The sequence below is a fragment of the Streptomyces sp. NPDC005820 genome (genome assembly GCF_040630255.1).
Classification (GTDB): Bacteria; Actinomycetota; Actinomycetes; order Streptomycetales; family Streptomycetaceae; genus Streptomyces.
Genome location: NZ_JBEXXE010000063.1, coordinates 1 through 25,579, shown reverse-complemented (window position 1 = coordinate 25,579; position 25,579 = coordinate 1). Strand labels below are relative to the sequence as shown.

The 25,579-nt window shown below is 71.9% G+C and carries 20 protein-coding genes and 4 pseudogenes; 14 read left to right on the top strand and 10 right to left on the bottom strand.

All coding sequences use genetic code 11. The features are described from left to right. Positions 1 to 84: 84 nt before the first annotated feature. Positions 85 to 657: a TetR/AcrR family transcriptional regulator gene (locus ABZ464_RS46695; RefSeq protein WP_359288042.1), complete on the top strand. Its 573-nt coding sequence runs from the start codon at positions 85 to 87 to the stop codon at positions 655 to 657. On the opposite strand, the pseudogene ABZ464_RS46690 reads toward ABZ464_RS46695, so the two are convergent. The 4 genes and pseudogenes from ABZ464_RS46690 to ABZ464_RS46675 form a co-directional block, all read right to left on the bottom strand. Continuing rightward, positions 611 to 1,069, bottom strand: a pseudogene (locus tag ABZ464_RS46690) (ATP-binding cassette domain-containing protein); the annotation flags it as partial. The gene ABZ464_RS46695 and the pseudogene ABZ464_RS46690 sit on opposite strands and share 47 nt — an antisense overlap. A 47-nt stretch (positions 1,070 to 1,116) precedes the next feature. Next, positions 1,117 to 1,503 (bottom strand): annotated as a pseudogene (locus tag ABZ464_RS46685) (ABC transporter permease); the annotation flags it as partial. 302 nt (positions 1,504 to 1,805) lie between these two features. Further along, a complete protein-coding gene (locus ABZ464_RS46680; RefSeq protein WP_359288041.1) occupies positions 1,806 to 3,170 on the bottom strand; it encodes an ABC transporter substrate-binding protein in 1,365 nt (454 codons plus the stop codon). Positions 3,171 to 3,388: 218 nt separating this feature from the next. Beyond that, on the bottom strand, positions 3,389 to 5,029 hold the full coding sequence (locus tag ABZ464_RS46675) for a helix-turn-helix domain-containing protein (RefSeq protein ID WP_359288040.1): 1,641 nt from the start codon (positions 5,027 to 5,029) through the stop codon (positions 3,389 to 3,391). Between the two features lie 145 nt (positions 5,030 to 5,174). Here ABZ464_RS46675 and ABZ464_RS46670 point away from each other — a divergent pair, with 145 nt between their 5' ends. After that, on the top strand, positions 5,175 to 6,101 hold the full coding sequence (locus ABZ464_RS46670) for a proline dehydrogenase family protein (RefSeq protein ID WP_359288039.1): 927 nt from the start codon (positions 5,175 to 5,177) through the stop codon (positions 6,099 to 6,101). Between the two features lie 211 nt (positions 6,102 to 6,312). After that, positions 6,313 to 7,944 carry an L-glutamate gamma-semialdehyde dehydrogenase gene (pruA, locus tag ABZ464_RS46665; RefSeq protein ID WP_359288038.1) on the top strand — a complete coding sequence of 544 codons (1,632 nt, stop codon included), beginning with the start codon at positions 6,313 to 6,315 and terminating at the stop codon, positions 7,942 to 7,944. A 121-nt stretch (positions 7,945 to 8,065) separates the two neighbouring features. Here pruA and ABZ464_RS46660 read toward each other — a convergent pair whose 3' ends face one another. Beyond that, on the bottom strand, positions 8,066 to 8,272 hold the full coding sequence (locus ABZ464_RS46660) for a DUF5988 family protein (protein ID WP_359288037.1): 207 nt from the start codon (positions 8,270 to 8,272) through the stop codon (positions 8,066 to 8,068). 311 nt (positions 8,273 to 8,583) lie between these two features. Here ABZ464_RS46660 and ABZ464_RS46655 point away from each other — a divergent pair, with 311 nt between their 5' ends. After that, entirely contained in the window at positions 8,584 to 8,718 is a 135-nt protein-coding gene (locus ABZ464_RS46655) for a hypothetical protein (protein WP_099053954.1), read from the top strand. Positions 8,719 to 8,802: 84 nt separating this feature from the next. Here the strand turns inward: ABZ464_RS46655 and ABZ464_RS46650 are convergent, their stop codons facing one another. Then, on the bottom strand, positions 8,803 to 10,371 hold the full coding sequence (locus tag ABZ464_RS46650; protein WP_359288036.1) for a metallophosphoesterase family protein: 1,569 nt from the start codon (positions 10,369 to 10,371) through the stop codon (positions 8,803 to 8,805). A 143-nt stretch (positions 10,372 to 10,514) separates the two neighbouring features. On the opposite strand from ABZ464_RS46650, the gene ABZ464_RS46645 reads away from it, so the two are divergent. From ABZ464_RS46645 to cimA, 7 genes and pseudogenes are all read left to right on the top strand, one after another. Beyond that, on the top strand, positions 10,515 to 11,558 hold the full coding sequence (locus ABZ464_RS46645) for a 3-isopropylmalate dehydrogenase (RefSeq protein WP_359288035.1): 1,044 nt from the start codon (positions 10,515 to 10,517) through the stop codon (positions 11,556 to 11,558). Between the two features lie 247 nt (positions 11,559 to 11,805). Next, entirely contained in the window at positions 11,806 to 12,894 is a 1,089-nt protein-coding gene (locus ABZ464_RS46640) for a branched-chain amino acid aminotransferase (RefSeq protein ID WP_359288034.1), read from the top strand. Positions 12,895 to 13,033: 139 nt separating this feature from the next. Continuing rightward, positions 13,034 to 13,287, top strand: a pseudogene (locus tag ABZ464_RS46635) (agmatine deiminase family protein); the annotation flags it as partial. 147 nt (positions 13,288 to 13,434) lie between these two features. After that, entirely contained in the window at positions 13,435 to 14,046 is a 612-nt protein-coding gene (locus tag ABZ464_RS46630; RefSeq protein ID WP_359288033.1) for a helix-turn-helix domain-containing protein, read from the top strand. Further along, on the top strand, positions 13,992 to 14,735 hold the full coding sequence (locus ABZ464_RS46625; RefSeq protein ID WP_359288060.1) for a transposase: 744 nt from the start codon (positions 13,992 to 13,994) through the stop codon (positions 14,733 to 14,735). The genes ABZ464_RS46630 and ABZ464_RS46625 overlap by 55 nt, the downstream gene beginning before the upstream one ends. Positions 14,736 to 14,752: 17 nt before the next feature. Then, a pseudogene (locus tag ABZ464_RS46620) lies at positions 14,753 to 15,196 on the top strand (TetR family transcriptional regulator C-terminal domain-containing protein); the annotation flags it as partial. 283 nt (positions 15,197 to 15,479) lie between these two features. Beyond that, complete coding sequence (gene cimA / locus ABZ464_RS46615; RefSeq protein ID WP_359288032.1) at positions 15,480 to 17,093, top strand: citramalate synthase; 1,614 nt, start codon at positions 15,480 to 15,482, stop codon at positions 17,091 to 17,093. Positions 17,094 to 17,108: 15 nt separating this feature from the next. On the opposite strand, the gene ABZ464_RS46610 is transcribed toward cimA, so the two are convergent. Then, complete coding sequence (locus ABZ464_RS46610) at positions 17,109 to 17,714, bottom strand: GPP34 family phosphoprotein (RefSeq protein WP_359288031.1); 606 nt, start codon at positions 17,712 to 17,714, stop codon at positions 17,109 to 17,111. Between the two features lie 141 nt (positions 17,715 to 17,855). Between ABZ464_RS46610 and ABZ464_RS46605 the strand changes: the two genes are divergently transcribed. After that, positions 17,856 to 20,858: a glycoside hydrolase family 3 N-terminal domain-containing protein gene (locus tag ABZ464_RS46605; protein ID WP_359288030.1), complete on the top strand. Its 3,003-nt coding sequence runs from the start codon at positions 17,856 to 17,858 to the stop codon at positions 20,856 to 20,858. Between the two features lie 32 nt (positions 20,859 to 20,890). Further along, entirely contained in the window at positions 20,891 to 22,258 is a 1,368-nt protein-coding gene (locus tag ABZ464_RS46600; protein ID WP_359288029.1) for a hypothetical protein, read from the top strand. A gap of 151 nt (positions 22,259 to 22,409) precedes the next feature. On the opposite strand, the gene ABZ464_RS46595 is transcribed toward ABZ464_RS46600, so the two are convergent. The 3 genes from ABZ464_RS46595 to ABZ464_RS46585 all read right to left on the bottom strand — a co-directional run bounded on the left by ABZ464_RS46595 (position 22,410) and on the right by ABZ464_RS46585 (position 24,739). After that, positions 22,410 to 23,192, bottom strand: a complete 783-nt coding sequence (locus tag ABZ464_RS46595; RefSeq protein WP_359288028.1) for a serine protease — start codon at positions 23,190 to 23,192, stop codon at positions 22,410 to 22,412. Between the two features lie 202 nt (positions 23,193 to 23,394). Next, complete coding sequence (locus ABZ464_RS46590) at positions 23,395 to 24,033, bottom strand: hypothetical protein (protein WP_359288027.1); 639 nt, start codon at positions 24,031 to 24,033, stop codon at positions 23,395 to 23,397. A gap of 103 nt (positions 24,034 to 24,136) precedes the next feature. Then, positions 24,137 to 24,739, bottom strand: coding sequence for a YceI family protein (locus ABZ464_RS46585; RefSeq protein ID WP_359288026.1), 603 nt, complete (start codon positions 24,737 to 24,739; stop codon positions 24,137 to 24,139). A 325-nt stretch (positions 24,740 to 25,064) separates the two neighbouring features. Here ABZ464_RS46585 and ABZ464_RS46580 point away from each other — a divergent pair. Beyond that, positions 25,065 to 25,579 (top strand): carboxyl transferase domain-containing protein (locus ABZ464_RS46580; protein WP_359288025.1); only part of this gene is annotated, 515 nt, incomplete at its 3' end.

Below are 25,579 nucleotides of genomic sequence, written 5' to 3'. Positions count from 1 at the left end.
CGCTTGTCTAGAACGAATGTATAAGTCATGTGTATGGGACGTTCGTATGGGACGTCTGTATGGGGCGGCGGTAGGGTGGCGCCCATGGGACACCGTGAGGATCTGCTCGAAGGCGCCAAGCGCTGCCTGCTGGAGAAGGGCTTCGCCCGCACCACCGCGCGCGACATCGTGAAGGAGTCGGGGACCAACCTCGCCTCCATCGGCTACCACTACGGCTCGAAGGACGCCCTGCTCGCGCAGGCCTACATCGCCCTGGTGGACGAGATGTCCTTCGACGGCGGCGGGGGGATCGCCGGCGCGCCCGGCTCGCTGGAGCGGTTCCGCGAGGTGTGGTCGCACATCGTCGACAGCATGCGTGAGTCCGGTGCGATGTGGCGGCTCGGCGTGGAGATCATGGCGATGGGCGACCAACTGCCCGAGGTACGCGACCAGTTGTCGCGCGCCCAGCGCGAGGGCGGCCGGGGTCTGGTCTCGCTGATGACGGGTGTGCCGGAGGAGGAGGTGTCCGACGAGACCGCGGACACCCTCGGCCGCTTCTACATGACCCTGATGTCGGGCCTGATCTCGCAGTGGACCTTCGACCCGAAGACCGCTCCCGACGGGGACGTGCTCACCGAGGGGCTGCGGCAGATCGTCGAGGGCGCCACTCGGACGTGACCCGGCCCTCCCGCAGCTCCACCACCCGGTCCGCGAAGTGCCGTACGACGTCCCGGTCGTGGCAGATGAACAGATAGCCGAGTCCCAGCTCGTCCCGGAGGTCGGCCAGCAGGTTCAGCACCCCGGCCCGGACCGACGGGTCGAGCGCCGCCACCGGTTCGTCCAGCACCAGCAGACGCGGCTCGCAGGCCAACGCCCGGGCGATCCCGACGCGTTGGCACTGGCCGCCGGAGAGTTCATGCGGCCGGCGGTCGCCGTACGACGGGTCCAGGCCGACCCGTTCCAGCAGCTCGGCCACCTGCGTACGGGTCGGCCGGCGGCCCCGCACGCGCAGCGGTTCCGCCACCGCGTCCCGGATCCGGTGCCGGGGGCCGAGGGAGCCGTACGGGTCCTGGAAGACCGGCTGCACACGTGCTCCACGGCGACCGCGCCGCCCGTGAGCCCCACGGCCACCATCCCGAACTGCGGTACCAGCGGCGGGAGTACGCGCCGGAGGGCGGCGGCCGTGATCCGCGCCCGGCTCACCCCCGCGCCCCGCCACAGCTCCACCCACCGCTCGTCCAGTACGGCGGGCAGCGCGTCCGCGACCAGCCGGCCGAGCAGCCCGCCGGCCGGGACGCCGAGCGCGACGGCGGGCAGGACCAGGTACTCCGGCCCGGCCCACCCCGACGTCGGCAGCCACCCCAGCCACACCCCGCACACCAGCAGCCCCGCCGTGGCCAGCAGGAACTCCGGTACGGCGGCCGGCGTCGCGGCGCCCGCCCCGGCCGAGGCCCGTCCCCGCACCAGCACGGGCGCGACCAGGACGACGGTCAGCAGCAGCGCGACAACGAGGGCCGCGCCCATCAGCGCGAGCGACACCTGGAACCCGGCGAGCACGGAGGGCAGCACCTCGGTGCCCGACACCCAGGAGGCGCCGAGGTCGCCGCGCCCGAGATCGGCGGCCCAACTCCCCAGCAGGGCAAGGGGTCCCGCGTCGAGGCCGAGGTCGCGGCGGACGGCCGCCAGGGCCTCCCGGGTCGGCTCCTGCTCGGCGGACCGGGCGCGCAGCACGGTCAGCGCGGGGTCGCGGCCGGAGAGCCAGGGCGGCAGGCCCACGGCGGCGACGACCCCGAGGAGGCCGACCGAGCGGGTCGCGGCGGCGGCCCTCACCTGACGTACGTGTCGGCCGTGACCAGTTCCCGCTCGCGCGGGTCGTGCGCGGCGCCGACCACCCCGGCCGCGTCGCCCTGGATCACCCGCTCGTGCAGCAGGGGTACGGCGGCGTCGGCGGCGAGGACGGCGGCCTCGGCGGCGATCACGGCCGCGCGCCGGGCCTCGCCGGTGGGCGTGGCGCCCGCCTTCCTCAGGGCCGCGTCCACCGAACGGTCGGCGAACCGGGAGAGGTTGAAGGAGCCGTCGGAGGCGAAGTCGCTGTAGAGATAGGCGGCCGGGTCACCGGAGTCCAGCACGGTGGCCCGTGAGAGCAGGAAGGCGTCGAAGGCGCCGGACAGCGCGTCCGCCTCGATGGCGGCGTACTCGCGCACCTCCAGCCTGACCGTGAACCCGGCCTTCTGGAGCTGCTGTTGGAGGGCCGCGGCCACCTCGGGGAGTTCGGCGCGGTCGGTGAAGGTGCCGAGGGTGATCGACCGGCCGGCCGGGTTGCCCGCCTTCGCGCGGGTCACGGGCTCGCGCAGCCCGGCCGCCCAGGGCAGCGCGGGCCCGAGCAGCCCCTCGGCACGGTCCGCGCGCCCCTCGTACACGCCCCGCACGATCGACGCGGCGTCCACGGCCTCCCGGGCGGCGGCGCGCAGGGCGGCGTCCTTGAAGGCGCCCTTCCCGGTGTTGAGGTAGAGGGTGTTGGTGCGGGGCATCGGCACCTCGGTGACGAGGTCCGCGTCGAGCAGGGCGGCCTGTGAGACGGGGACCGCCTCGACGATGTCGGCCTCGCCGCTGCGCAGGGCCGCCGCGCGGGCGGTGCCGTCCGGTACGAACCGGACGTCGATGCCGGGGGCCTTGGCCCGGCCGCCCCAGTAGGCGTCGTAGCGGTCGAGGGCGGCGGAGGAGGTGCCGTTCACCTTCGTCAGCTCGAAGGGGCCGGTGCCGGCGCCGACCGGGTTCACCGTCTTCCCCCGGTACGCCCGCGCCGCGAGGATCGACAGCTGCGGCGAGCTGAGCCGCTGCGGGACCAGAGGGTCCTCGGCGGCGGTGGTGACGGTGACCGTGCGGGGGCCCGCGGCCTTCGCGGTGAGGTCGGCGCCGTCCAGGATGCGGGGTTTGGGGGCGGCGGTCGCGGCCCGGGTGAGCGAGCGCACCACGGCGTCGGCGTCCAGTCCGGTCCCGTCGTGGAAGGTCACGCCGTCGCGTATCTCGAAGGTCCAGGTACGGCCGTTCTGCCGCCAGGAGGTGGCGAGCGCGGGCTCGGCGTCGCCCTCCGCGTCCAGTTTCACGAGGGTCTCGGCGGTGGACCAGCGCGAGAGCTTGAAGGCGTCGTCGGACAGCGGCGACAGCGCGGAACGCGGTGGCTGCATCATCGCGCCCCGGACGCGGGTGCGGTCCGTGCCGCCGGTGTCGTCGCCGGTGAAACAGCCGGTGAGCAGGGTGGAGGTGGCCGTGAGAGCGGCGAGGGGGAGTAGACGGCGGGCGGGCAGGCGCCCGGGGCCCTCCGGGTAAAGGGGTGGTCAAGGGCGAGTGCGCCGACCCTAGCATGATGATAATCGTTTTCAATATCTCGGCCGTCGTGCGGCATCCTTCAGGGCAGCCGGGCAGCCTTCAGCGTCATGTGCAGCAGCAGCCGGTCCTCGCCGTCGGCCAGGTCGAGGCCCGTCAGCTGCTCCACGCGGGACAGCCGGTAGTACAGGGTCTGGCGGTGGATGCCGAGCCGGGCCGCCGTGCGGCTCGCCTGGCCCGCGCAGTCGAGGAAGACCTCGGCGGTGCGGGCGAGTTCCCGGTGGGCGGGGGTCAGCAGGGACCGTACGGCGGGGTCCTGGGCGGTGTCCCGGGGCAGCGACGTCAGCAGCCGGAAGGGACCGATCTCCGCCCACCGGGCCACCGGCCCGAGCCGGGACTCCGCCAGCGCCGCCCGCGCCGCCCCCACGGCCTCCCTCCACGCCTCCCCGAGCTCCCCCAACCCACCCCGCCCCACCGCGACCCCGGCCACGACCCCGCTCCCGGAGTCGCCGCCCCGACCCCCCGTCTCACCGGCGCCACTCACCGTCCGGCCCCCGGTGTCACCGACACGTCCGCCGGTCCCGCCCCCGGGGCCGCCGATACGGCTCCCCGCCCCGCCCTCCGAGCCACCGGCACGTCCGCCGGTCCCGCCCCCGGGGCCGCCGATGCGGCTCCCCGCCCCGCCCTCCGAGCCGCCGGCACGTCCGCCGGTCCCGCCCCCGGGGCCGCCGATGCGGCTCCCCGCCCCGCCCTCCGAGCCACCGGCACGTCCGCCGGTCCCGCTGATGCGGCTCCCCGCCCCGCCCTCCGAGCCGCCGGCACGTCCGCCGGTTCCGCCCCCGGGGCCGCCGATGCGGCTCCCCGCCCCGCCCTCCGAGCCGCCGGCACGTCCGCCGGTCCCGCCCCCCGAGCCGCCGCCCCGACCCGTCGCCCCACCCCCGGAAGCGCCGCCCCGGCCCGCCGCGTCCCCCGCCCGCTCCAGCAGGCGTCCCGCCACCGAGGTCGCCGGGGTCAGGACGTCGGGGGAGCGGAGGCGTACCAGTACCGCCAGGCAGTGGGTCGTCGTGGTCCAGGGGGCCGTGCACAGGGCGGTCGCGCCCGGGAGGGTGCGCAGGGACGGGGCGTCGTCGGGGGTGGCCGCGGGCCAGGGGGCCACACAGATCAGGGTGTGCGGGACGTCCGCCCGGCCGCCGAGGGCGGTGCGGAGTTCCGCCAGCGCCGCGTCCCGTGGCCAGCCGGGCTCGGCGGTCAGGACGGCCCGCAGCTCCCGGGTGAGGTCGGCGCCGTGCTGGGCCTCGTCCGCGAGCAGCGCGCCGATCCGCACGGTCACCTCCATCGCCGCCGCCAGCTGCCGCTCCGAGGGCCCGGGGTCGTCGGCGAGGAGCCAGACGTAACCGAGGACGACCCCCCGATGCCGTACGGGAAGACAGATCCGGCCCCGGTGCACGCCCGCCTCCGGGGTCGGCGGGATCCGGACCGGCCCGGTGGCGCGGGTGATGCCGAAGCCCTCGAACCAGGTGCGCACGGCCGCCGTCGACCGCCGGGTCAGGATCGAGCGGGCCCGCACCGGGTCCAGCGCCGACGCGTCCAGCTCGTCCTCGCTGTCGTACGCGCCGAACGCGATCAGCTCGAAGTCCCGGTTCTCCAGGGTCGCGGGGACGCCCAGCAGCTCCGAGATCTCATCGACCAGGTCCTGGTAGTCACCTTGGTATTCGGCGGTCACCTGGGCATTCTCCCTCAGTCCCGCAGGCCTTCATACATCTGTCTGAGATCCATGGCACGGATGCGTGACAGCTGTCGATGGCCGACGATCGGAGGGATCCTTAGGTTTCGCGGTGGTCCTGTCTGCTGGTTTGTGGAGGTGCCCCGTGCTGGGTCCCGTGATTCTCGCCGCGTCGCGCAGCGACCGGATGCGACGCCTGATCTCGGCGGCCCCGGTGACCAGGCAGGTCGTCGACCGCTTCATTCCGGGGGAGACCGTCGACGACATCGTGCCGGTCGTCGAGGAGCTCACCGGCAAGGGTCTGGAGCTGACGATGGACGTCGTCGGCGAGGACATCACCACCCCCGAGCAGGCGGCCGCCGCCCGCGACGCCTACCTCGCCCTGATCGACCGCCTGCGCGCACTCGACCTAGGCGAGCGCGTCGAGATGTCCGTGAAGCTCTCGATGTTCGGCCAGGCCCTCCCCGGCGGCCACGAGCCGGCGCTCGCCAACGTGCGCCCGGTCGTCGAGGCGGCGGCCGGGATCGGCACGACGGTCACGCTGGACGCCGAGGACCACACCACCCTCGACTCGATGTTCGCGATCCACGACGAGCTGCGGAAGGACTTCCCGCAGACCGGATGCGTGATCCAGGCCTACCTCTTCCGCACCGAGGCCGACGCCCGCCGACTCGCCGCGAGCGGCAGCCGCGTACGGCTCGTCAAGGGCGCCTACAAGGAGCCCGCCGAGGTCGCGTACCAGCAGAAGCGCGAGATCGACAAGGCGTACGTCCGGATCCTGCGGACCCTGATGGACGGCGAGGGGTATCCGATGGTCGGCTCCCACGACCCGCGGCTGATCTCCATCGCCCAGGAACTCGCCCGCAAGGCCGGCCGCAAGCTCGACGAGTACGAGTTCCAGATGCTGTACGGCATCCGCGGCGACGAGCATCTGCGGCTCGCCGCCGAGGGCCACCGCATGCGGGTCTACACCGCCTACGGCACCGACTGGTACGGCTACTTCATGCGCCGTCTCGCGGAGAAGCCGGCCAACCTGCGCTTCTTCGCCCGCAGCATGATCAGCAAGGGCTGATGTGCTGGATGAGCCGCGGCCCCGTGGCCGGCTGAGCCGGACTCAGATCCGTGGAAAGGAGTTACGGATCTCGTGACTCCGCCCCCGAGGGGGCTTCTCACGAACTCGCCGCAACGAGTCCGTGACGGTCAAGCCCTGACCGCCGCTCACCATACGCAACCGCTTCGGCTCCCTCCGGCTGAAGCCCGGGAATCACTCGGAAGAGGTACCCATGGACGCTGTGACCCAGGTCCCCGCCCCCGTCAACGAGCCGGTGCGCGGCTACGCCCCCGGCTCGCCCGAGCGGGCCCGGCTGGAGGCCAAGCTCAAGGAACTGGCCGACAACCCCCTCGACCTGACCTGCACCATCGGCGGCGAGCGGCGGATGGGCGGCGGTGACGCGTTCGACGTGGTCCAGCCGCACAACCACCGCGCCGTGATCGGCACCTGTCGCAACGCCACCCGGGCGGACGCCCGGGACGCCATCGACGCGGCCCTCGCCGCCGCGCCCGCCTGGCGCGCGATGTCCTTCGACGACCGCGCCGCGATCATCCTGCGCGCCGCCGAACTGCTCGCCGGTCCCTGGCGCGAGACCATCGCCGCCTCCACCATGCTGGGCCAGTCCAAGACCGTGCAGCAGGCCGAGATCGACACCCCCTGCGAGCTCGTCGACTTCTGGCGCTTCAACGTCCACTACGCCCGCCAGATCCTGGCCGAGCAGCCCCCGGCCAACTCCCCGGGCGTGTGGAACCGGCTCGACCACCGCCCGCTGGAGGGCTTCGTCTACGCGATCACGCCGTTCAACTTCAGCGCGATCGCCGGCAACCTGCCCACCGCCCCCGCGCTCATGGGCAACGTCGTCGTCTGGAAGCCGTCGCCGACCCAGACCCACGCCGCCGTGCTCCTCATGCGGCTGCTGGAGGAGGCCGGTCTGCCCAAGGGCGTCATCAACCTCGTCACCGGTGACGGCATCGCCGTCTCCGAGGTCGCCCTCGCCCACCGCGACCTCGCCGGCATCCACTTCACCGGCTCCACCAAGACCTTCCAGTACCTGTGGAAGACGGTCGGCGCCAACATCGAGACGTACCGCTCCTACCCGCGGCTCGTCGGCGAGACCGGCGGCAAGGACTTCGTCGTCGCCCACCCGAGCGCCGACCGCGCGGTCCTCAAGACCGCCCTCACCCGCGGCGCCTTCGAGTACCAGGGCCAGAAGTGCTCCGCGACCTCCCGCGCCTACATCCCGGCGTCGATCTGGAACGCGGGCTTCAGGGAGGAGTTCGCCGCCGAGGTCGACCACCTCACCATGGGTGACGTCACCGACCTGTCGCACTTCATCGGCGCCGTCATCGACGAGCGCGCCTTCGCCAAGAACAAGGCCGCCATCGACCGCGCCAAGGCCGATCCGACCTGCACGATCGTCGCCGGCGGCACCTACGACGACTCGGTCGGCTACTTCGTCCGCCCGACCGTCGTCGAGTGCACCGACCCCGCCAACGAGGTGTTCACCACCGAGTACTTCGGCCCGTTCCTCGCCGTCCACGTCTACGAGGACGACGCGTACGACGAGATGCTCACCCAGATGGAGTCGGTCTCCGACTACGCCCTGACCGGCTCGGTGATCTCCGGCGACCGCGCGGCGACCGCGTACACCATGGAGAAGCTGCGCTACGCGGCCGGCAACTTCTACATCAACGACAAGTCGACCGGCGCCGTCGTCGGCCAGCAGCCCTTCGGCGGCGGCCGCGCCTCCGGCACCGACGACAAGGCCGGCGCCCCGCAGAACCTCATGCGCTGGACGCTGACCCGCGCCATCAAGGAGACCCTGGTCGCCCCGACCGACCACACCTACCCGCACATGGGCTGACCGCCCCCGCGCACGGAACGGGCCGGGTCTGTCGGGGACCCGGCCCGTTCCGGCACACTGACGCCCGTGGAGACGGCGGTCCCGGACTCCGGGACATGTTCGGGGACCCGGCCGCCCTCCCCTAGCCGGGCATCTCCGTGCGCTCCCACCACTCGTAGACGGGCAGTCTGCCCTCCGGGGTGTCCGCGTGCCGCGGGGTCGCCCGGAAGTGCTCGTACCCGTTGCGGAACTCGATCTTCACATCGCTGCCGGGGGGCGGGACCGGGACGATCCGTTCGGTGAGGTCCCGTGGACCGCCCTCGAGAACCACTGTGGCCGTGTCGCTCATGACCTCACCGTTCCCGTTGCCGGAAAGGCGGTGTCGCCTCGCTGCCCAGGATCAGCCGTGTGGGCGATCACCGCAGGTCAGACAGGTGTGACCGGATCCGCCGTCTCAGATAGTAGGAAGTCCGAGTAATTGTGCAGACAGCGGCGCGCTCCTCGCTTAACTTTGTAGGAGCCGAACGTCTCGCTCGATCAAGCGAAGGGCGGTCGCGAGCCGGGCCCCGCGCAGGCAACCCCTGCGGTCCGCAGCTCCCTGCCCCGGCGTCTCGTACACCTTTCCGCACTCCCTGGTTCCTTCGAAGGAGTCGATTCCCCATGGCCGAGACGACCGTCCGCCGCCGAGTCCGCCACACCTCGCGTACGAGCGAGTCCGACCGCAAGCAGGCCGCCGCCGCCCTCCAGCGCGCCCTCGACCGCCGCGACAACGGCGGCGAGACCGGCCACCTGTAAGCACGCCCCGCCACCGGTAAGCACCACCGCCGCATTCCGGGAGCCGCACCCGCACGGGGCGCGGTGCGGGTCCTGAACGGGACTTCAGGCCCCGCGCCGCACCTCGAACCGGTCGATGCGCCGGCCGTCCTCCGCGAGCGCCGACACCGTCAGCCGCGCCGACGACCCGCCCGTCGCCTCCACCGACAGGAACGAGAAACCCCGGTAGCGCACCCGCGACCACTCCACGGTCTCCGCCGCGTTCTCGCGCGAGCGCGTCCAGTGGAAGGAGTCCACCGAGTCGCGGTCGCGGACCTGCCCCTCGTAGCTCTCCGGCGCGTCCGCCGGGAAGCCGTACAGATCACGGCCGCCGCCGCCCGCCGTGACGTACACCGTCCCGTCCCGCGTCGGATCCGCCGACCCGCCCACCGGAACCTTCCGGCCCACCCGTCCGCCCTTCAGGGCGTCCGTCCGCTCGTAGACGTGGTTGTGGCCATTGACCACCAGATCCACCTGGTACCGGTCGAACAGCGGCAGCCACTCCGCGCGCACCCCGCCGTCCGAGGCGTGCGCCGAGGTCGAGTAGGCGCAGTGGTGGAAGAAGACGACGACGAAATCGACGGCCGACGACGTCCGCAGACCGGCCAGCGTGCGCTTCAGCCACGCCGTCTGCCGGCCCTGGGTGTACCCCTGGTTCGCGGGGATCTCGTACGACACGTCGTTCGCGTCCAGCGCCACCACGCCCACGTTGCCGTAGGTGAACGTGTACACGCCCGGGGCGGTGCGCGGGTCGAAGCCGGTGTCGGGGAGGGAGAAGCGGGCGAGCTGGCCGCCGTAGCCGTCGGGGGAGTACCAGGCCTCCATGTCGTGGTTGCCGGTCGTCACCATCCACGGCACCGACCGCGCCACCGGCTCGCTCTGCTTCAGGAACGCGTCCCAGGCGGCCGGGTCGTAGCCGTCCGTCTTCTCGCCCTTGCCGGTCCCGTCGGCGTAGCAGATGTCACCGGCGTGCAGGTGGAAGGCGGGGGCCGCCTTCAGCAGCAGCCGGTCGACCGCGGCGGCCGAGCGGCCCACGCCCTGGTCGCCGAACGCGGTGAACACGAACCGCTCGGCGCCCGCCGGTGCCGTACGGAACGAGGTGATCGTGGCGCGGTGCTGCGCGTCGGCCGGGTCGAAGCCGTCGTGGCCGACGCCGTAGTAGTACGTCGTCCCCGGCAGCAGGTCGGTCACCGAGGCGTGCACGTAGTACTGGTCGAGCGCTGTGCGCACGCCCTCCACGCCCGGCGTGTGCAGCGCGCGCACCTCGGCCTGCACCTTGCCGCCGAGGTCGTCGGGGCGGGTGCCGATCCGGACGTACGGCTCGCGCACGGCGGCCGGGACCTGCCAGGAGATCCGCATCCCGGTGCGCGGGTCCGCGCCGAAGGCGAGATGACGGCCGAAGGGGACGGCCGAGGAGCGCCCGGTGGAACTCGGCGCGGAGGGCGAGGGGGTCGCCGACGCCTTCGGTCCGGCGGAGTCGCCCCCGCAGCCGGTCAGCAGCGCGCCCGCCGCCACCGCGCCCGCCGACACCAGTGTGCGGCGCCTGGTCAGCTTCGTGCGCAGGTACTCGTACTGCTCCGCCATGCTCATCCCGTGGGCGAGGCGGGGCGGAATGCCGACATCCGGTGTCTCCATGCGTCCGAAGCTTCCCTGTTCTCTCAACGCCCGTCCTGCGTACGGGTGAACGCCGTCCGAAGGGAACCCCGCCCTCGCCCGTCCGGGTGTCCGCATGGCGGACTATGCGTGTCATCCCATGGGACAAGGAGTACGGTGCCGACATGTCTCGCAGCCTCAATCTCGCAGTGATCCCCGGTGACGGCATCGGCCAGGAGGTCGTGGCCGAAGGTCTGAAGGTCCTCTCCGCCGTCCTTCCGCAGGATGTGAAGCTGGAGACCAAGGAGTACGACTTCGGCGCCAAGCGCTACCACGACACCGGTGAGACCCTCACCGACGCCGACCTCGACGCGCTCAAGCAGCACGACGCGATCCTGCTCGGCGCGATCGGCGACCCGTCGGTCCCCTCCGGCGTCCTGGAGCGCGGCTTCCTGCTCAAGCTCCGCTTCGCCTTCGACCACCACGTCAACCTGCGGCCCTCAAAGCTGCTGCCTGGCGTCGACACCCCCCTCAAGGGCCAGCCGGCCATCGACTTCGTCGTGGTCCGCGAGGGCACCGAGGGCCCGTACACCGGCAACGGCGGCACCATCCGCAAGGGCACCGAGCACGAGGTCGCCACCGAGGTCTCGGTGAACACCGCGTTCGGCGTCGAGCGTGTCGTGCGGGACGCCTTCGCCCGCGCCCAGGCCCGCCCGCGCAAGAAGCTCACCCTCGTCCACAAGAACAACGTGCTGACCTTCGCCGGTCACCTGTGGACGAACATCTTCACCAAGGTCGCCGCGGAGTTCCCCGAGGTCGGCACCGACTACATCCACGTCGACGCGGCCACCATCTACCTGGTCACCGACCCGGGCCGGTTCGACGTCATCGTCACCGACAACCTCTTCGGCGACATCATCACCGACCTCGCCGCGGCCGTCTCCGGCGGCATCGGCGTCGCGGCCTCCGGCAACATCAACCCGTCCGGCGCGTTCCCGTCGATGTTCGAGCCCGTCCACGGCTCGGCCCCCGACATCGCCGGCCAGGGCAAGGCCGACCCCACCGCCACGGTCCTGTCCGTCGCCCTCCTGCTGCGCCACCTCGGCTACGAGACCGAGGCCGCGCGCATCGACGAGGCCGTCTCCGCCGACCTCGCGGAGCGCACCGGCAAGCCCGCCCGCAGCACGTCCGAGATCGGCGACGCGCTCTCCGTACGAGTAGCCGGCTGACCCCGCCGCCACTCGAATCCTTCGAAGCCGCCGGGTCGCATCCGCACCCGGCGGCTTCCGCATGTCCCCGCCGGGTGAAACCATCAGCCCCGGGTCGCATTCACGCCGTTTTCTTCCGGCCGCCCCGCTTGCGATAATCGAACGCGGAGCCGCGGAATGAGGCAATGCTCGGACGTCCTACCACTGGCCACCGGCCGTACGGACGTGAGCGCGGCCCGTCACTACAACCGGTGAAGGACAACCATTCATGACGACGCCCACGATCGAGCTCAAGCCCTCCGCCAGCCCCACCTCCGCCGCCGAGCGCGAGGCGGTCCTGGCGAACCCCGGGTTCGGCCGCCACTTCACCGACCACATGGTGACGATCAAGTGGACCGAGGGCCGCGGCTGGCACGACGGCCAGCTCGTCCCGTACGCGCCGATCCCGCTCGACCCGGCGACCAACGTCCTGCACTACGCCCAGGAGATCTTCGAGGGCCTCAAGGCCTACCGCCGCCCCGACGGCTCCGTCGCCACCTTCCGCCCGGACAAGAACGCCAAGCGCTTCCAGGCCTCCGCCCGCCGTCTCGCCATGCCCGAGCTGCCGGTCGAGACCTTCATCGAGGCCTGTGACGTCCTGGTCGCCCAGGACAAGGACTGGGTGCCCGCGCACGGCGGCGAGGACTCCCTCTACCTGCGCCCCTTCATGATCGCCACCGAGGTCGGGCTGGGTGTGAAGCCGGCCAACGAGTACCTCTTCCTCGTCATCGCCTCCCCGGCCGGCGCCTACTTCCCCGGCGGCGTGAAGCCCGTCTCCATCTGGGTCTCCGAGGACCACGTCCGCGCCGTCCCCGGCGGCATGGGCGACGCCAAGACCGGCGGCAACTACGCCGCCTCCCTCCTCGCCCAGGCCGAGGCCGCCGCACAGGGCTGCGCCCAGGTCTGCTACCTCGACGCGGTCGAGCGCAAGTGGGTCGAGGAGCTCGGCGGCATGAACCTGTACTTCGTCTACGGCAACAAGATCATCACGCCGTCGCTGACCGGGTCCATCCTCGAGGGCGTCACCCGTGACTCCCTGCTCACCGTCGCCCGCGACCTCGGCTACGAGGCCGAGGAGGGCCGCATCTCCGTCGACCAGTGGCAGCGCGACTCCGAGAACGGCACCCTGACCGAGGTCTTCGCCTGCGGCACCGCCGCCGTGATTACCCCGGTCGGCACGGTCAAGCGCACCGGCGCCGAGTGGCAGCAGTCGGGCGGCGAGCCCGGCGAGGTCACCCTGAAGCTCCGCCAGGCCCTGCTGGACATCCAGCGCGGCACGGCCGAGGACCGGCACGGCTGGATGCACCCGCTGGGCTGAGCCACCGCACCCTTGTACAGGGCCGCTCCCGACATCCGGGGGCGGCCCTGCCGCGTTTCCGGGTGGATCACTCCGTATTGAGCGTCACTCGAACAGGTCGTGCCAGGGCCTTACGATCTTCATGTCAAGCCGGGCCGCGACCGACGCCCGGGGCCGCCGCCTGGAGGGCGTCGACGTCGCCGCCCCCCCCACAGTCCCGGAAGCCGACGGCCACTGGACCGACTACTCCTACACCAACCACTACCTCAGCAACGGCGGAGTCGTCCTCTGCGCCGTCGACGACCCGCGACACCCTGGGCCGCCGAGATCCTCCGTCGGCTCTTTTCCGAGCGGGCGGTCACCCTGGTCGACGCCCTTACGATCTTCGCGGGCGGTGGAGGCATCCACCCGTAAGGCCGGCCTCAAGCCGTTCGTGGTGTCTGCGGGGCAAGGTCCTGTGATCGGGGGTTGCCCTGTGATGCGGTGCGTGTCGGTCACTCTCACGGGTGATGGTGATCGAAGGTGTGGGCGGGAGGGGAACGGGGTGGCTAGTTTCGTGGCATGTCACGTTTCCGGCTGTATCCGACGCCCGCGCAGGCCGAGCAGATGCTCACGCACTGTGCGCACGCGCGGTACGTCTGGAACCTTGCCGTCGAGCAGCACGCGCACTGGCGCCGGTGGCGCAGGAGCGCGCCCGGTTTCGTGGAGCAGTGCCGTCAGCTGACCGAAGCGCGGCGGGAGAACGAGTGGCTCGCCGCTGGGAACGCGGACGTGCAGCAGCAGGCGCTGAAGGATTTCACGCATGCCAGGAACGCCCGCTTCACGTCCGGGTTCGGTGAGCCGACCTGGCGCAGGAAGCACGTGCATGAGGGCTTCAGGGTCATTGGTACCGACCGCGTCCCCGAGTACGACGCGGACGGGTCGCCGAAGCTGAACGCGAAGACCGGCAAGCAGGTCATGGGCCGCTCGGTGGTCCTACGGAGGCTGAACCGGCGGTGGGCGCAGGTGAAGGTGCCCGGCTGCGGCTGGGTCCGCCTCCGTCTCAGCGCCGGGGGCAAGGGCGCCGAGCTGCCCGCCGCGAAGACGTTCCGGTCACCTACCGCAACGGTCAGTGGCACATCGCGTTCGCGGTCGTCCCCGAGCCGGTCCCGGCGCCCGGCACGGGTGAGGTGATCGGCATTGACCGCGGTGTCACGATCACCGCCGCCCTTTCCGACGGCCGGAAACTGAACTGCCCGCAACTCACCGTCAAGGAACGCGCCCGCATCCGAAAGCACGAGCGGCGGGCGGCCAGAGCGAAGAAGGGCAGCCCCGAGAAAAGGGCCGGGTATGCGAAGGCCGCCCGGCTGAAGGCGCGGGAGGTGAACCGGCGCAAGGACTGGTGCGAGAAGATCAGCACCCTGCTCGCCCGTGGCTTCGACCTCATCCGGTTCGAGAAGCTGAACATCAAGAACATGACCCGCTCCGCGAAGGGAACTGTGGAGCAGCCCGGCAGGAACGTGGCGCAGAAGTCCGGCCTGAACCGGGGCATCCTCGCCCAGGGCTGGGGCCTGCTCCGGCAGCGCACCGAGGACAAGGCCCCCGGCCGGGTCGAGGACGTTCCCGCCCCCTACACCAGCCTGCGGTGCAGCGCCTGCGGCTGGATCGAGAAGAAGTCGCGCAAGAGCCAAGCCGACTTCGAGTGTGTGTCCTGCGGCTTCATCTGCAACGCGGATGAGAACGCAGCAAACAACGTCGCGGCAGGACAGGGCGGGATCCCCCGCCCCCGGCGCTCAGCCGGTGCCGGAGGGGTGACAGCGGCCACCAGCCGTTCGAACGCCCGTGAACCTCAACCCAACTGGGTTGGAATCCCCCTCTTTTAGGAGGGGGAGGATGTCAATCCAAGGACGAGCTGCTGCTGCAGACGCTGGAGTGGAGCGAGGGGCGGCTGGGCGCCGAGCGGGCGCGGCTGCTGACCGCGCCCGAGAGCGCGCGGGACCGGCTCGACGCGTACGTCGACCTGTACGTCCCCGACGGACACCGCGATCCGCACTGGACCCTCTGGCTGGAGGTCTGGAACCGCTCGCAGAACGCCGACGACGCCGCCCGCGACCGGCAGGCGGCCATTGAGGGCGCCTGGCACCGCGACCTGGTGGCCCTTCTCGCGGAAGGCGTGTCGCGCGGCGAGTTCCGCCCGGTCGACCCCGACCGGTACGCCACCCGGCTGCGGGCGCTGCTGGACGGCTTCTCCATCCATGTGGCGATCGGACTGCGCGGCACGGACCGGCAGCAGGTGCTGGCGCATGTGCGGGAGTTCCTGGACGCCTCGCTGCTCGCATCCTGAGACGCCCGGCTCGCGCCGGTCCGGCTTGTGCCAGACTGCCCCCGTGCTCTCGTTCGCCACGATTATTGGCAGCAGGCGCGCCGGTCCGCAGTGACCACCACGTACGACCAGGTACGGGTGGCCACCGTCGTCCTCGACCCGCGCGCAGACCTCTCGCACCCGCGAGAGGTTTTTCGCTTTTCTGGCCCACCCACAGCCGGGAGCGAGCGCACGAGGGACCATGGGGACGGTGGAGCCGGTCATTCCGGTAAGACCGAAGATCCACAACAGGAGCCTTGAGATCATGACCGAGACGGCAACCAGCGAACTCGACGACTCGTTCCACGTCTTCGACACCACCCTGCGCGACGGCGCGCAGCGCGAGGGCATCAACCTCACCGTCGCCGACAAGCTCGCGATCGCACGGCACCTGGACGACTTCGGCGTCGGCTTCATCGAGGGCGGCTGGCCCGGCGCCAACCCGCGCGACACCGAGTTCTTCGCCCGCGCCCAGCAGGAGATCGACTTCAAGCACGCCCAGCTGGTCGCCTTCGGCGCGACCCGCCGCGCGGGTGCCAAGGCGTCCGAGGATCCGCAGGTCAAGGCGCTCCTGGACTCGGGCGCCGGGGTGGTCACCCTGGTCGCCAAGTCCCACGACCGGCATGTCGAGCTGGCTCTGCGCACCACCCTCGACGAGAACCTGGCGATGGTCGGCGACACCGTGTCCTTCCTCAAGGACCAGGGCCGCCGGGTCTTCGTCGACTGCGAGCACTTCTTCGACGGCTACCGCGCCAACCCCGAGTACGCCAAGGCCGTCGTGCGCGCCGCCTCGGAGGCCGGCGCCGACGTCGTCGTCCTCTGCGACACCAACGGCGGCATGCTCCCCGCCCAGGTCCAGGCGGTCGTCTCCACCGTCCTCGCCGACACCGGCGCCCGCCTCGGCATCCACGCCCAGGACGACACCGGCTGCGCGGTCGCCAACACCCTCGCCGCCGTCGACGCGGGCGCCACCCACGTCCAGTGCACGGCGAACGGCTACGGCGAGCGCGTCGGCAACGCCAACCTCTTCCCGGTCGTCGCCGCCCTGGAGCTGAAGTACGGCAAGAAGGTCCTCCCCGAGGGCCGGCTGCGCGAGATGACCCGGATCTCGCACGCCATCGCCGAGGTCGTCAACCTCACGCCCTCCACCCACCAGCCCTATGTGGGTGTCTCCGCCTTCGCCCACAAGGCCGGACTGCACGCCTCCGCCATCAAGGTCGACCCCGACCTGTACCAGCACATCGACCCCGAGCTGGTCGGCAACACCATGCGCATGCTGGTCTCCGACATGGCCGGCCGCGCCTCCGTCGAGCTCAAGGGCAAGGAACTCGGCGTCGACCTCGGCGGCGACCGCGAGCTGGTCGGCCGGGTCGTGGAGCGGGTCAAGGAGCGCGAGCTCAGGGGCTACACGTACGAGGCCGCCGACGCGTCCTTCGAACTGCTGCTGCGCACCGAGGTCCAGGGCGGCAAGCCGCTGCGCTACTTCGAGACCGAGTCCTGGCGGGCCATCGTCGAGGACCGCCCCGACGGCACCCACGCCAACGAGGCCACCGTCAAGCTGTGGGCCAAGGGCGAGCGGATCGTCGCCACCGCCGAGGGCAACGGCCCGGTGAACGCCCTCGACCGGGCCCTGCGGGTCGCGCTGGAGAAGATCTACCCCCAGCTCGCCAAGCTCGACCTGGTCGACTACAAGGTCCGTATCCTCGAGGGCGTCCACGGCACCGAGTCCACCACCCGGGTCCTGATCTCCACGACCGACGGGACCGGCGAGTGGTCCACGGTCGGCGTCGCGGAGAACGTCATCGCGGCCTCCTGGCAGGCCCTGGAGGACGCCTACACGTACGGCCTGCTGCGGGCCGGCGTGCAGCCCGCCGAGTAGGACACGTCGACCGGGTCAGAACCCCCGCCACACGTTGTCGAAGGCCGCGTCCTCGACCCGCCGCCGCTGCCGTACGGCCTCCAGCTCGGTCAGCGCGCCGTTGACCGCCGCGAGCACCGTCACCACCGCCTCGTCGGCCGGCACCGGCGGCTCGTCCGCCGCTCCCTCGGGGATGCCCAGGGCGGCGGCGAGCGAGGCGAGGACGGGCTCGCGGGAGGTCCAGCGCTCGGTCGCGCGGGCCCGGTCCGGCGCCTCGGCGGCGACCTCGCGGCCGTTCCTCGGCGCCAGCAGCCGGTACCGGGGCCGGCCGGCCCGCTCCTGCGTCTCCAGCTCGTCGGCGTAGGCCTGCGCCAGCCCGTCCCCCCGGCGCCACAGCCAGTCCTCGACGGACTCGTGCGGCGGCTGCCGGACCAGGGCCGCCCCTGCCTCGGTCAGCAGCCGGTCGTCCGTGGCCGGCGGCAGCCCGGGCACGATGCGGTCGTCGTCCAGCGTGACCGCCTCGGCGGCGAGCAGGTCGGCCAGCTCGGCCCCCGCGAGAGCCAGCGAGAGATCGCCCCGCTCGACGGGCCGCGCGGACGGGACGTCGAGGGAGACGAGCAGCAGATCGTACGCAGTGGTCATGGCGGACTCCAGATCGTTTTCCTTCATGGTCCACCCCTGCGCGTCGAACGGCTCCCACAGCCTTGACGCGCCGACCTGGCATGAGTTCACTCACGGCGTGAGCTAAGTCCTGAGTGAACTCCGAGAGCCTAGGGAAGGTCCATGCAGAGAACCGCCCTGCTCGTCTCCACCGCCCTGTTCGCCGCTCTGCTCTCCCCGGCCGCCGTCCGCGCCGCCGCCGACCCGGCCCCGACCCCCGTCGACCGCTTCGAGGGCGAGGTCCCCTTCGCCGCCCAGCCCGCCGAGGGGCTCTTCACCTGGGGCAGCGACGCCGACGACCCGCCCGCGCTGCGGCTGGCCGAGCGCGCCGACGCCCCCGAGGGCGAGCGGGTTCTCGCCGGTGACTACGACATCAGCGGCTGGGGCGGCTTCACCCATGACTTCGCCGCCGCCGAACCCGCCCACGACTGGTCCGCCCGCCAGGGCATCCGGTTCTGGTGGGAGGGGCGCGGCGACGGCCGCGGGATCGCCTTCGAGATCAAGGACGGCGGCGCCCACGGCGAGGCCTCCGAACTGTGGACGACGTCCTTCACCGACGACTTCACCGGCTGGAGGCGTGTCGAGATCCCCTTCAGCGACTTCCGGTACCGCACCGACTACCAGCCGGTCGGCGGCATCGACCACGTGCTCGGGCTGACACAGATGTGGGGGTACGCGGTCACGCTCCCCGCCGGCACCCGCGGCGACTTCGCCATGGACGGCGTCGAGCTCTACGGCCGCGCCGACCAGTCCCTGCGCGCCTCCGTCACCACCGACGCGGCCGTGTATCCGGTACGGGAGGGCGGCGCGGCGACCGTCCGGGTCACCCTCGCCACTACCGGCTCAGCCCCCGTCGACGAGCCCGTCACGGTGACCTACGGGACGGCCGGCGGCACCGCCGAGCCCGGCCGCGACTACACCCCGGTCACCGGCACCCTCACCTTCCCCGCGGGCACCCCCTCCGGGACCTCCGCCACGGTCCGGATCCCGACCCTGAGGGACCGCACCGCCGAAGCCGCCGAGACCATCCCCCTGCACCTGACGGTCACCGGCGCCAGGGCCCCCGCCGAGACCCCGCAGATCGTGGTCGACGCGCACGGACTGCCGTATCTGAACAGCAAGTTGCCGGTGCGGAAGCGGGTCGCCGATCTACTCTCCCGGATGTCCCTGGCGGAGAAGGCCGGCCAGATGACCCAGGCCGAGCGCGGCGCCCTGACCGCGCCGGGCGACATCGCCGCGTACGGCCTCGGCTCGCTGCTCTCCGGCGGCGGCTCGACCCCCACGCCCAACACCCCCGAGGCCTGGGCGAAGATGATCGACGGCTTCCAGCTCCGGGCGCAGGCCACCAGGTTCCAGATCCCGCTGATCTACGGCGTGGACGCCGTGCACGGCCACAACAACCTGGTCGGCGCCACGGTCATGCCGCACAACATCGGTATCGGGGCGACGAGGAATCCCCAACTCGCCCACCGCACGGGAGAGGTGACCGCCGCCGAGGTCCGCGCCACCGGAATCCCCTGGGACTTCGCCCCCTGCCTCTGTGTCACCCGTGACGAACGCTGGGGCCGCTCCTACGAGTCCTTCGGCGAGGACCCGGCGCTCGTGGAGTCCATGGAGACGGTGATCCAGGGCCTTCAAGGCGCCCCCGACGGACGGGACTTGAAGGACGGCGACAGGGTCCTGGCCACCGCCAAGCACTTCGTCGGCGACGGCGGCACCACCTACGGCTCCTCCACCACGGGCAGCTACACCATCGACCAGGGCGTCACCGAGGTCACCCGCAAGCAGCTGGAGGCCGTCCATCTCGCGCCGTACCAGGAGGCGGTCGACCGGGGCGTCGGCACGGTCATGCCCTCGTACTCCTCCCTCGACATAGCGGGGGACGGGCAGGGCCCGGTGAAGATGCACGCCCGCGCCGACATGATCAACGGTGTGCTGAAGGGCCGTATGGGCTTCGACGGGTTCGTCATCAGCGACTGGGCGGCCATCGACCAGCTCCCCGGCGACTACGCCTCGGACGTCCGCACATCGGTCGGTGCCGGCCTCGACATGATCATGGTCCCGTACGCCTACCGGGACTTCACCCGGACGCTGATCGACGAGGTCACGGCGGGCCGGATCGCCGAGCGGCGGATCGACGACGCCGTCTCCCGCATCCTCACCCAGAAATTCCGGCTCGGCCTCTTCGAACACCCGTACGCCGACACGAGCGGCGCCGCGGACATCGGCTCCGCCGCCCACCGGGCCGTCGCCCGGCAGGCCGCCGCCGAGTCACAGGTGCTGCTGAAGAACTCCGGCGGCCTGCTGCCCCTGAAGAAGTCGCAGAAGGTGTACGTCGCCGGGTCGAACGCCGACGACATCGGCAACCAGACCGGCGGCTGGACGGTCACCTGGCAGGGCGCGTCCGGGAACACCACCCCGGGCACGACGATCCTGGAGGGCATCCGCGGCACGGGCGCCTCCGTCACCTACTCCCAGGACGCCTCCGCACCCCTGACCGGCTACGACGTCGGTGTGGTCGTCGTCGGCGAGACCCCCTACGCCGAGGGCGTCGGCGATGTCGGCAACGGCAACGACCTGGAGCTGAGCCCCGCCGACCGGGCGGCCGTGGACACGGTGTGCGCGGCCATGAAGTGCGCGGTGCTGATCGTCTCCGGGCGCCCCCAGCTGATCGGCGACCGGCTCGGCCCGATCGACGCCCTGGTCGCCTCCTGGCTGCCGGGCACGGAGGGCGACGGCGTGGCCGACGTGCTCTACGGCCGCCGCCCCTTCACCGGCCGGCTCCCGGTGACCTGGCCCCGCACGGAGGCCCAGCTCCCGATCAACGTGGGCGACCCGGCGTACGACCCGCAGTACCCGTACGGCTGGGGTCTGACGACCCTGACGAAGACGCCCGGCGGCGGACTGGCCGCCCTGTACCGGCTGGCGGACTCGGCCGGGCGGGCGCACACGGCGGAGGCGGGCCGCGGGGCCGTCGACCGGGCCCGCCGGATCGTCCAGCAGCGCATCGCCGACCGGATCACGGCCGCCGCCGCGAAACCCTTCGCCGAGGCCGACCATCTGCTGCTGACCGGGCGGTACGCACAGGCGGTGCGCAAGCTGATCGAGGCCTATCGCGCCGGGTGACCTGTTTGGCAGGCTTCGGGTAGTTTCGAGATATGAAGGGTGTCGTACGGCCCCGAAGCCTCCCGGTGCTGCTGGCGGCGCTGGCGCTGGCGTTCCTGACCGTGTTCGCACCGCGGGCGGCGGCCGAGACCAGCGTGTCGAGCATCGCCGACGCCCTGCGCGGGAGCCCCGTCTACGTCGATCCGGCCGCGTCCGCCCAGCTCTCGGCGGCGGACGCGGACGCCCTGCGGCGGCAGATCGAGGACGCCGACAAACCGCTGTTCGTCGCCGTCCTGCCGGCCGACTACCCGACCGCCCGGCTCTTCACCGACCTGCGCACGGCCACCGGGGTCACCGGCCTGTACGCGATCCGCCTCGGCGACCGCTTCGACGCCCGCGCCGACTCGGCCGTGCTGCCCCGCACCGCCGTCCGGAACCTGGTGGCGAGTGTCCAGGACGAGCCCGACGCGGCCGGCCAGCTGGGCGACTTCACCAAGCGGGCCCTGACGAACATGGGCGGCTCGGCGCCCGCGAGCTGGGGCTCGTCGGACGGCGGGGGCGGGGTCTCGACGGCCGCCCTGGTCACCGCCGGGGTGGTCCTCGTCGCGGGCGGCGCGGGCGCGTACACCCTGGTCCGCCGCAACCGGCGCCGGCACGAGGAGGAGCGGCGGGCGGCCCTGGAGAAGCTGCGGGTGGTGGTCGACGAGGACATCACCGCCTTCGGCGAGGAACTGGACCGCCTGGACTTCCACCCGGCCGAGCCGGGCGCCGACGACGCGATGCGCGCCGACTACGAACGGGCGCTGGACGCCTACGACCAGGCGAAGTCGGCGATGGCCGGGGCGGACCGGCCGGAGGACGTGCGCGCCGTCACCCAGGCCCTGGAGGACGGCCGCTTCTCCCTCGCCCAGCTGGGAGCCCGGCGTGAGCGGCGGCCCCTGCCCGAGCGCCGGCCGCCCTGCTTCTTCGACCCCCGGCACGGGCCCTCCGTGCAGGACGCCGACTGGACCCCGCCCGGCGGCGCGTCGCGCGAGGTGCCGGTCTGCGCGGCGGACGCCACCCGCCTTGCCGACGGCCGCGATCCGGTGATCCGCGAGGTGGACAGCGACTACGGCCGCCGCCCCTACTGGGAGGCCGGCCCCGCCTACGGCCCCTGGGCCGGCGGCTACTTCGGCGGCGGCCTCCTGCCCGGCCTGCTCGTCGGCACCATGCTCGGCGGCCTGATGGCCGCCCCGTCCTACGCGACCGACTACGGCACGGGCTACGGCGACTTCGCGGGCGGCGACTACGGCGGCTACACGGGCGGCGACGTCTCCGGCGCCGACTTCGACCCGGGCGACTTCGGCGGTGGCTTCGGCGGCGGGGACTTCGGCGGGGGCGGCGACTTCGGGGGAGGCGGGGACTTCGGCGGCGGCTTCTGAGAGGGCGTTGGGGGAGGCGCGCCGAAGGCCGCGCCCCAAGGGGCGCGGGGAACTGCGCGCCCAGCCACGGCGCACCCGCACCCGCACCCGCACCCGCAAAGAGACCGGACCCGACGCCCACCGGCACCGGATCCGGCCCCCCGTACGCGCGCTACAGCGAAGCCGCCGCCGACGCGATCGCCGAGGCGAAGGTGGACACCTCGGAGTAGACACCGGGCGCGTTGGGCTGGGCGCAGCCGATGCCCCAGCTCACGATGCCGACCTGGACCCACTCGTTGGCGGAGTCCCGGCGGAACATCGGGCCGCCGGAGTCGCCCTGACAGGTGTCGACGCCGCCGGAGGCGTAGCCGGCGCAGATCTCGTCGCTCGCGACCAGCCCGCTGTAGCCGCTGTACGTCCGGCAGGTCGCGTCGCTGACGAACGGCACGGTGGCCTTGAGCAGGTACCGCTGCTGGGCGCCGCCCTGGGTCGCGGCGCCCCAGCCGGCGACGGTGAAGGTGCCGGTGTTGTACTGCGTGGTCGTGGCGATCTTCAGCGTCGGCAGGTTGATGGGCTGCGCGAGCTTGATCAGCGCCCAGTCCTTGCCGTTGCCGTTGTAGCCGGGGGCCCGGTAGACGTACGTGGACCGCACCTGGACCCGGCCGCTGGTGGACTGGAGGTCCACGACGCCGGCGGTGGCGGTGATGCTGGTGTTGGCGCCGGTGCCGCTGACGCAGTGCGCGGCGGTCAGCACGATCTGCTGGGTGTAGAGGGCGCCGCCGCAGCCCATCGAGAGCCGGACCATGAACGGGAACTCGCCCTGCGCGGCGCGGCTGCCGCCGATGACGGGGGAGGGGGCGGCCTGCGCGGCCGAGACGGGCTGAAGGCTGGCGACGGCGAGTGCGGCGGTGCCGGCGACCGCGAGTCTCTTGAGAGCGGTGAGGAGCTTCTTCATGGGTTGCTGCCTCCGTGGGGGGTGAAGATGCCTGAATGACGTGCTCATGACACACGTCAGGGCAAAGAAACACCCATGCACTGGCATGGGCAGGTCAAATCTGTCCCCTGGATTATGAGAATCCGCCGAGCGCCCGCACAAGAGGCCCGATTCAGCCACCCCACCGCCGGCGGCCGCCGGCGGTGGGTCCCCTGGGCTCCGCTCAGTCCTGTGCCGCCGACTTGGCGTAGTCCAGCAGTTGTTCGAAGTCGATCGCCCCGGGATCCCCGTGCGTGTTCTCCGGGACGTGCATGTGCCCGCACACCCCCCGGAACGCGTTCCACCGCTGGAAGCCCATCCGCTGCCCGCCCCCGTTCCCGGCGGATTTCGGGTACGGCGGCCACAGCGCCGGTCCGCGCAGCGGCACGTCGTGGTGGATGTGCATCCACGCCAGATACCGCGCCACGCCCCGCAGCGCCCACTCGGGCGCCTGGGGCCAGTAGAGGTGCGCCGGTTCGCTCGTGCGCCACTTGGCGTGGCGCTCGGGGTCGCAGGTGCCGACGAGTTCCACCTGGCAGACGTTCAGGGTGTTGGTCTCCACCCCGCCGCGCCGATTGACCAGCGCGCGCGAGGAGATGTCGATGTCGAAGTGCTGGTACCACCGCAGCCGCTTGGCGCCGAAGTCCGGCACGGCGGTGAGGTTCGGCGCGTTCGCGCCGCCCTGATAGTCGGGCAGCGAACGGCCCTCGGTGGTGTGCAGAACGACGGCGTTGACCTCCATCCGGTCACCGCCGAACTCGTTCTGGTACCAGTGGTCGCGGTTCGCGCCCGGGTAGTGCTGGGGTCCGGTCCTGGTGCTCATGACCGCGACTGTGGCACAGCTCACAGATGGCGGCCGGAAGCATTCCGCTTCCGGCCGCCATCTGCTGTTTTCTGATGTTTTCTGCCCTGCCCCGGGCGCCGGATCAGGCGTTCTTGATCGCCGAGATGTCGAAGTTCAGCTTTATCTTGTCCGAGACCAGAACGCCCCCGGTCTCCAGCGCCGCGTTCCAGGTCAGCCCCCACTCGGAGCGCAGGATCTCCGCCTTGCCCTCGAAGCCGGCGCGCTCGTTGCCGAACGGGTCCTTGGCGGAGCCGTTGAACTCCAGATCGATGGTGATCGACCTGGTCACGCCGAGGATGCTCAGATCGCCGGTGATCCGGTAGTCCTCGCCGCCCAGCGCCTCGGCGGAGGTGGAGCGGAAGGTCATGGTCGGGAACTCGTCGGTCTTGAAGAAGTCCGAGCTCTTCAGGTGGCCGTCACGGTCGGCGGACCCGGTGTCGATGCTCTCCATCTTCACGTCGATGGAGGCGGTGGACCGGGACGGATCGGTGCCGTCCAGGTGCAGCGACCCGGTGAAGTCGTTGAACTTGCCCTTGACGTTCGTGACCATCGCGTGCCGGGCGACGAAGCCGATCGTGGAGTGTGCCGGGTCGATCGCGTAGTCGCCGGTGACCGCGGCGAGGTCCGGCGTCACCGCGCTGTCGGCGGTGTTCCCGTCGGTGTCCTTGCGGCCGAAGATGCCCATGACGTGCCTCCTTGGGGACGAGAAGATCGTTTATGTTGAATCTTCAACGACGTTAACGCGGGCAACCCTAGACCTATTCCGGTACGGACCCCGTTAGGCTCGCCGCGTCACCCCGACGGCGGATCGCCCCCGGCGCGCCGTGCGCCCCGGTGTGAACGGTGTCTCATCCTCCGCCTTTGTGTGACCTCTACAAGCCACAAGCCTCCTGAGCAGTCAGAACGCCTGCATGCCCCCATGGTTCTGTTCGGTGGTACCAGGAAAACGCTCCGAGGACTGTACGGAGTCGACGTCTCCCTTTCCTTGGCGGGCTTCGTAAGGTCGCTACATGACCGTTTTGGAAGAGACGACGGGCGAACCGGACGCGGTGCTCGCGGAGCCCACGGACGCTCGCGGACGGGTGGCCGAGCTGCACGGGATCCGTGCGCAGGCGCTGGCCGGCCCGAGCGAGAAGGCGACCCAGGCACAGCACGCCAAGGGCAAGCTGACCGCGCGGGAGCGGATCGAGCTGCTGGTCGACCCGGGTTCCTTCCAGGAGGTCGAGCAGCTGCGCCGGCACCGGGCGAGCGGTTTCGGTCTGGAGACGAAGAAGCCGTACACCGACGGTGTCATCACCGGCTGGGGCACGGTGGAGGGCCGTACGGTCTTCGTCTACGCGCATGACTTCCGTATCTTCGGCGGCGCGCTGGGCGAGGCCCACGCCACGAAGATCCACAAGATCATGGACATGGCCATCGCGGCCGGCGCGCCGCTGGTGTCGCTCAACGACGGCGCGGGCGCCCGCATCCAGGAGGGCGTCTCGGCGCTCGCCGGCTATGGCGGCATCTTCCAGCGCAACACCAA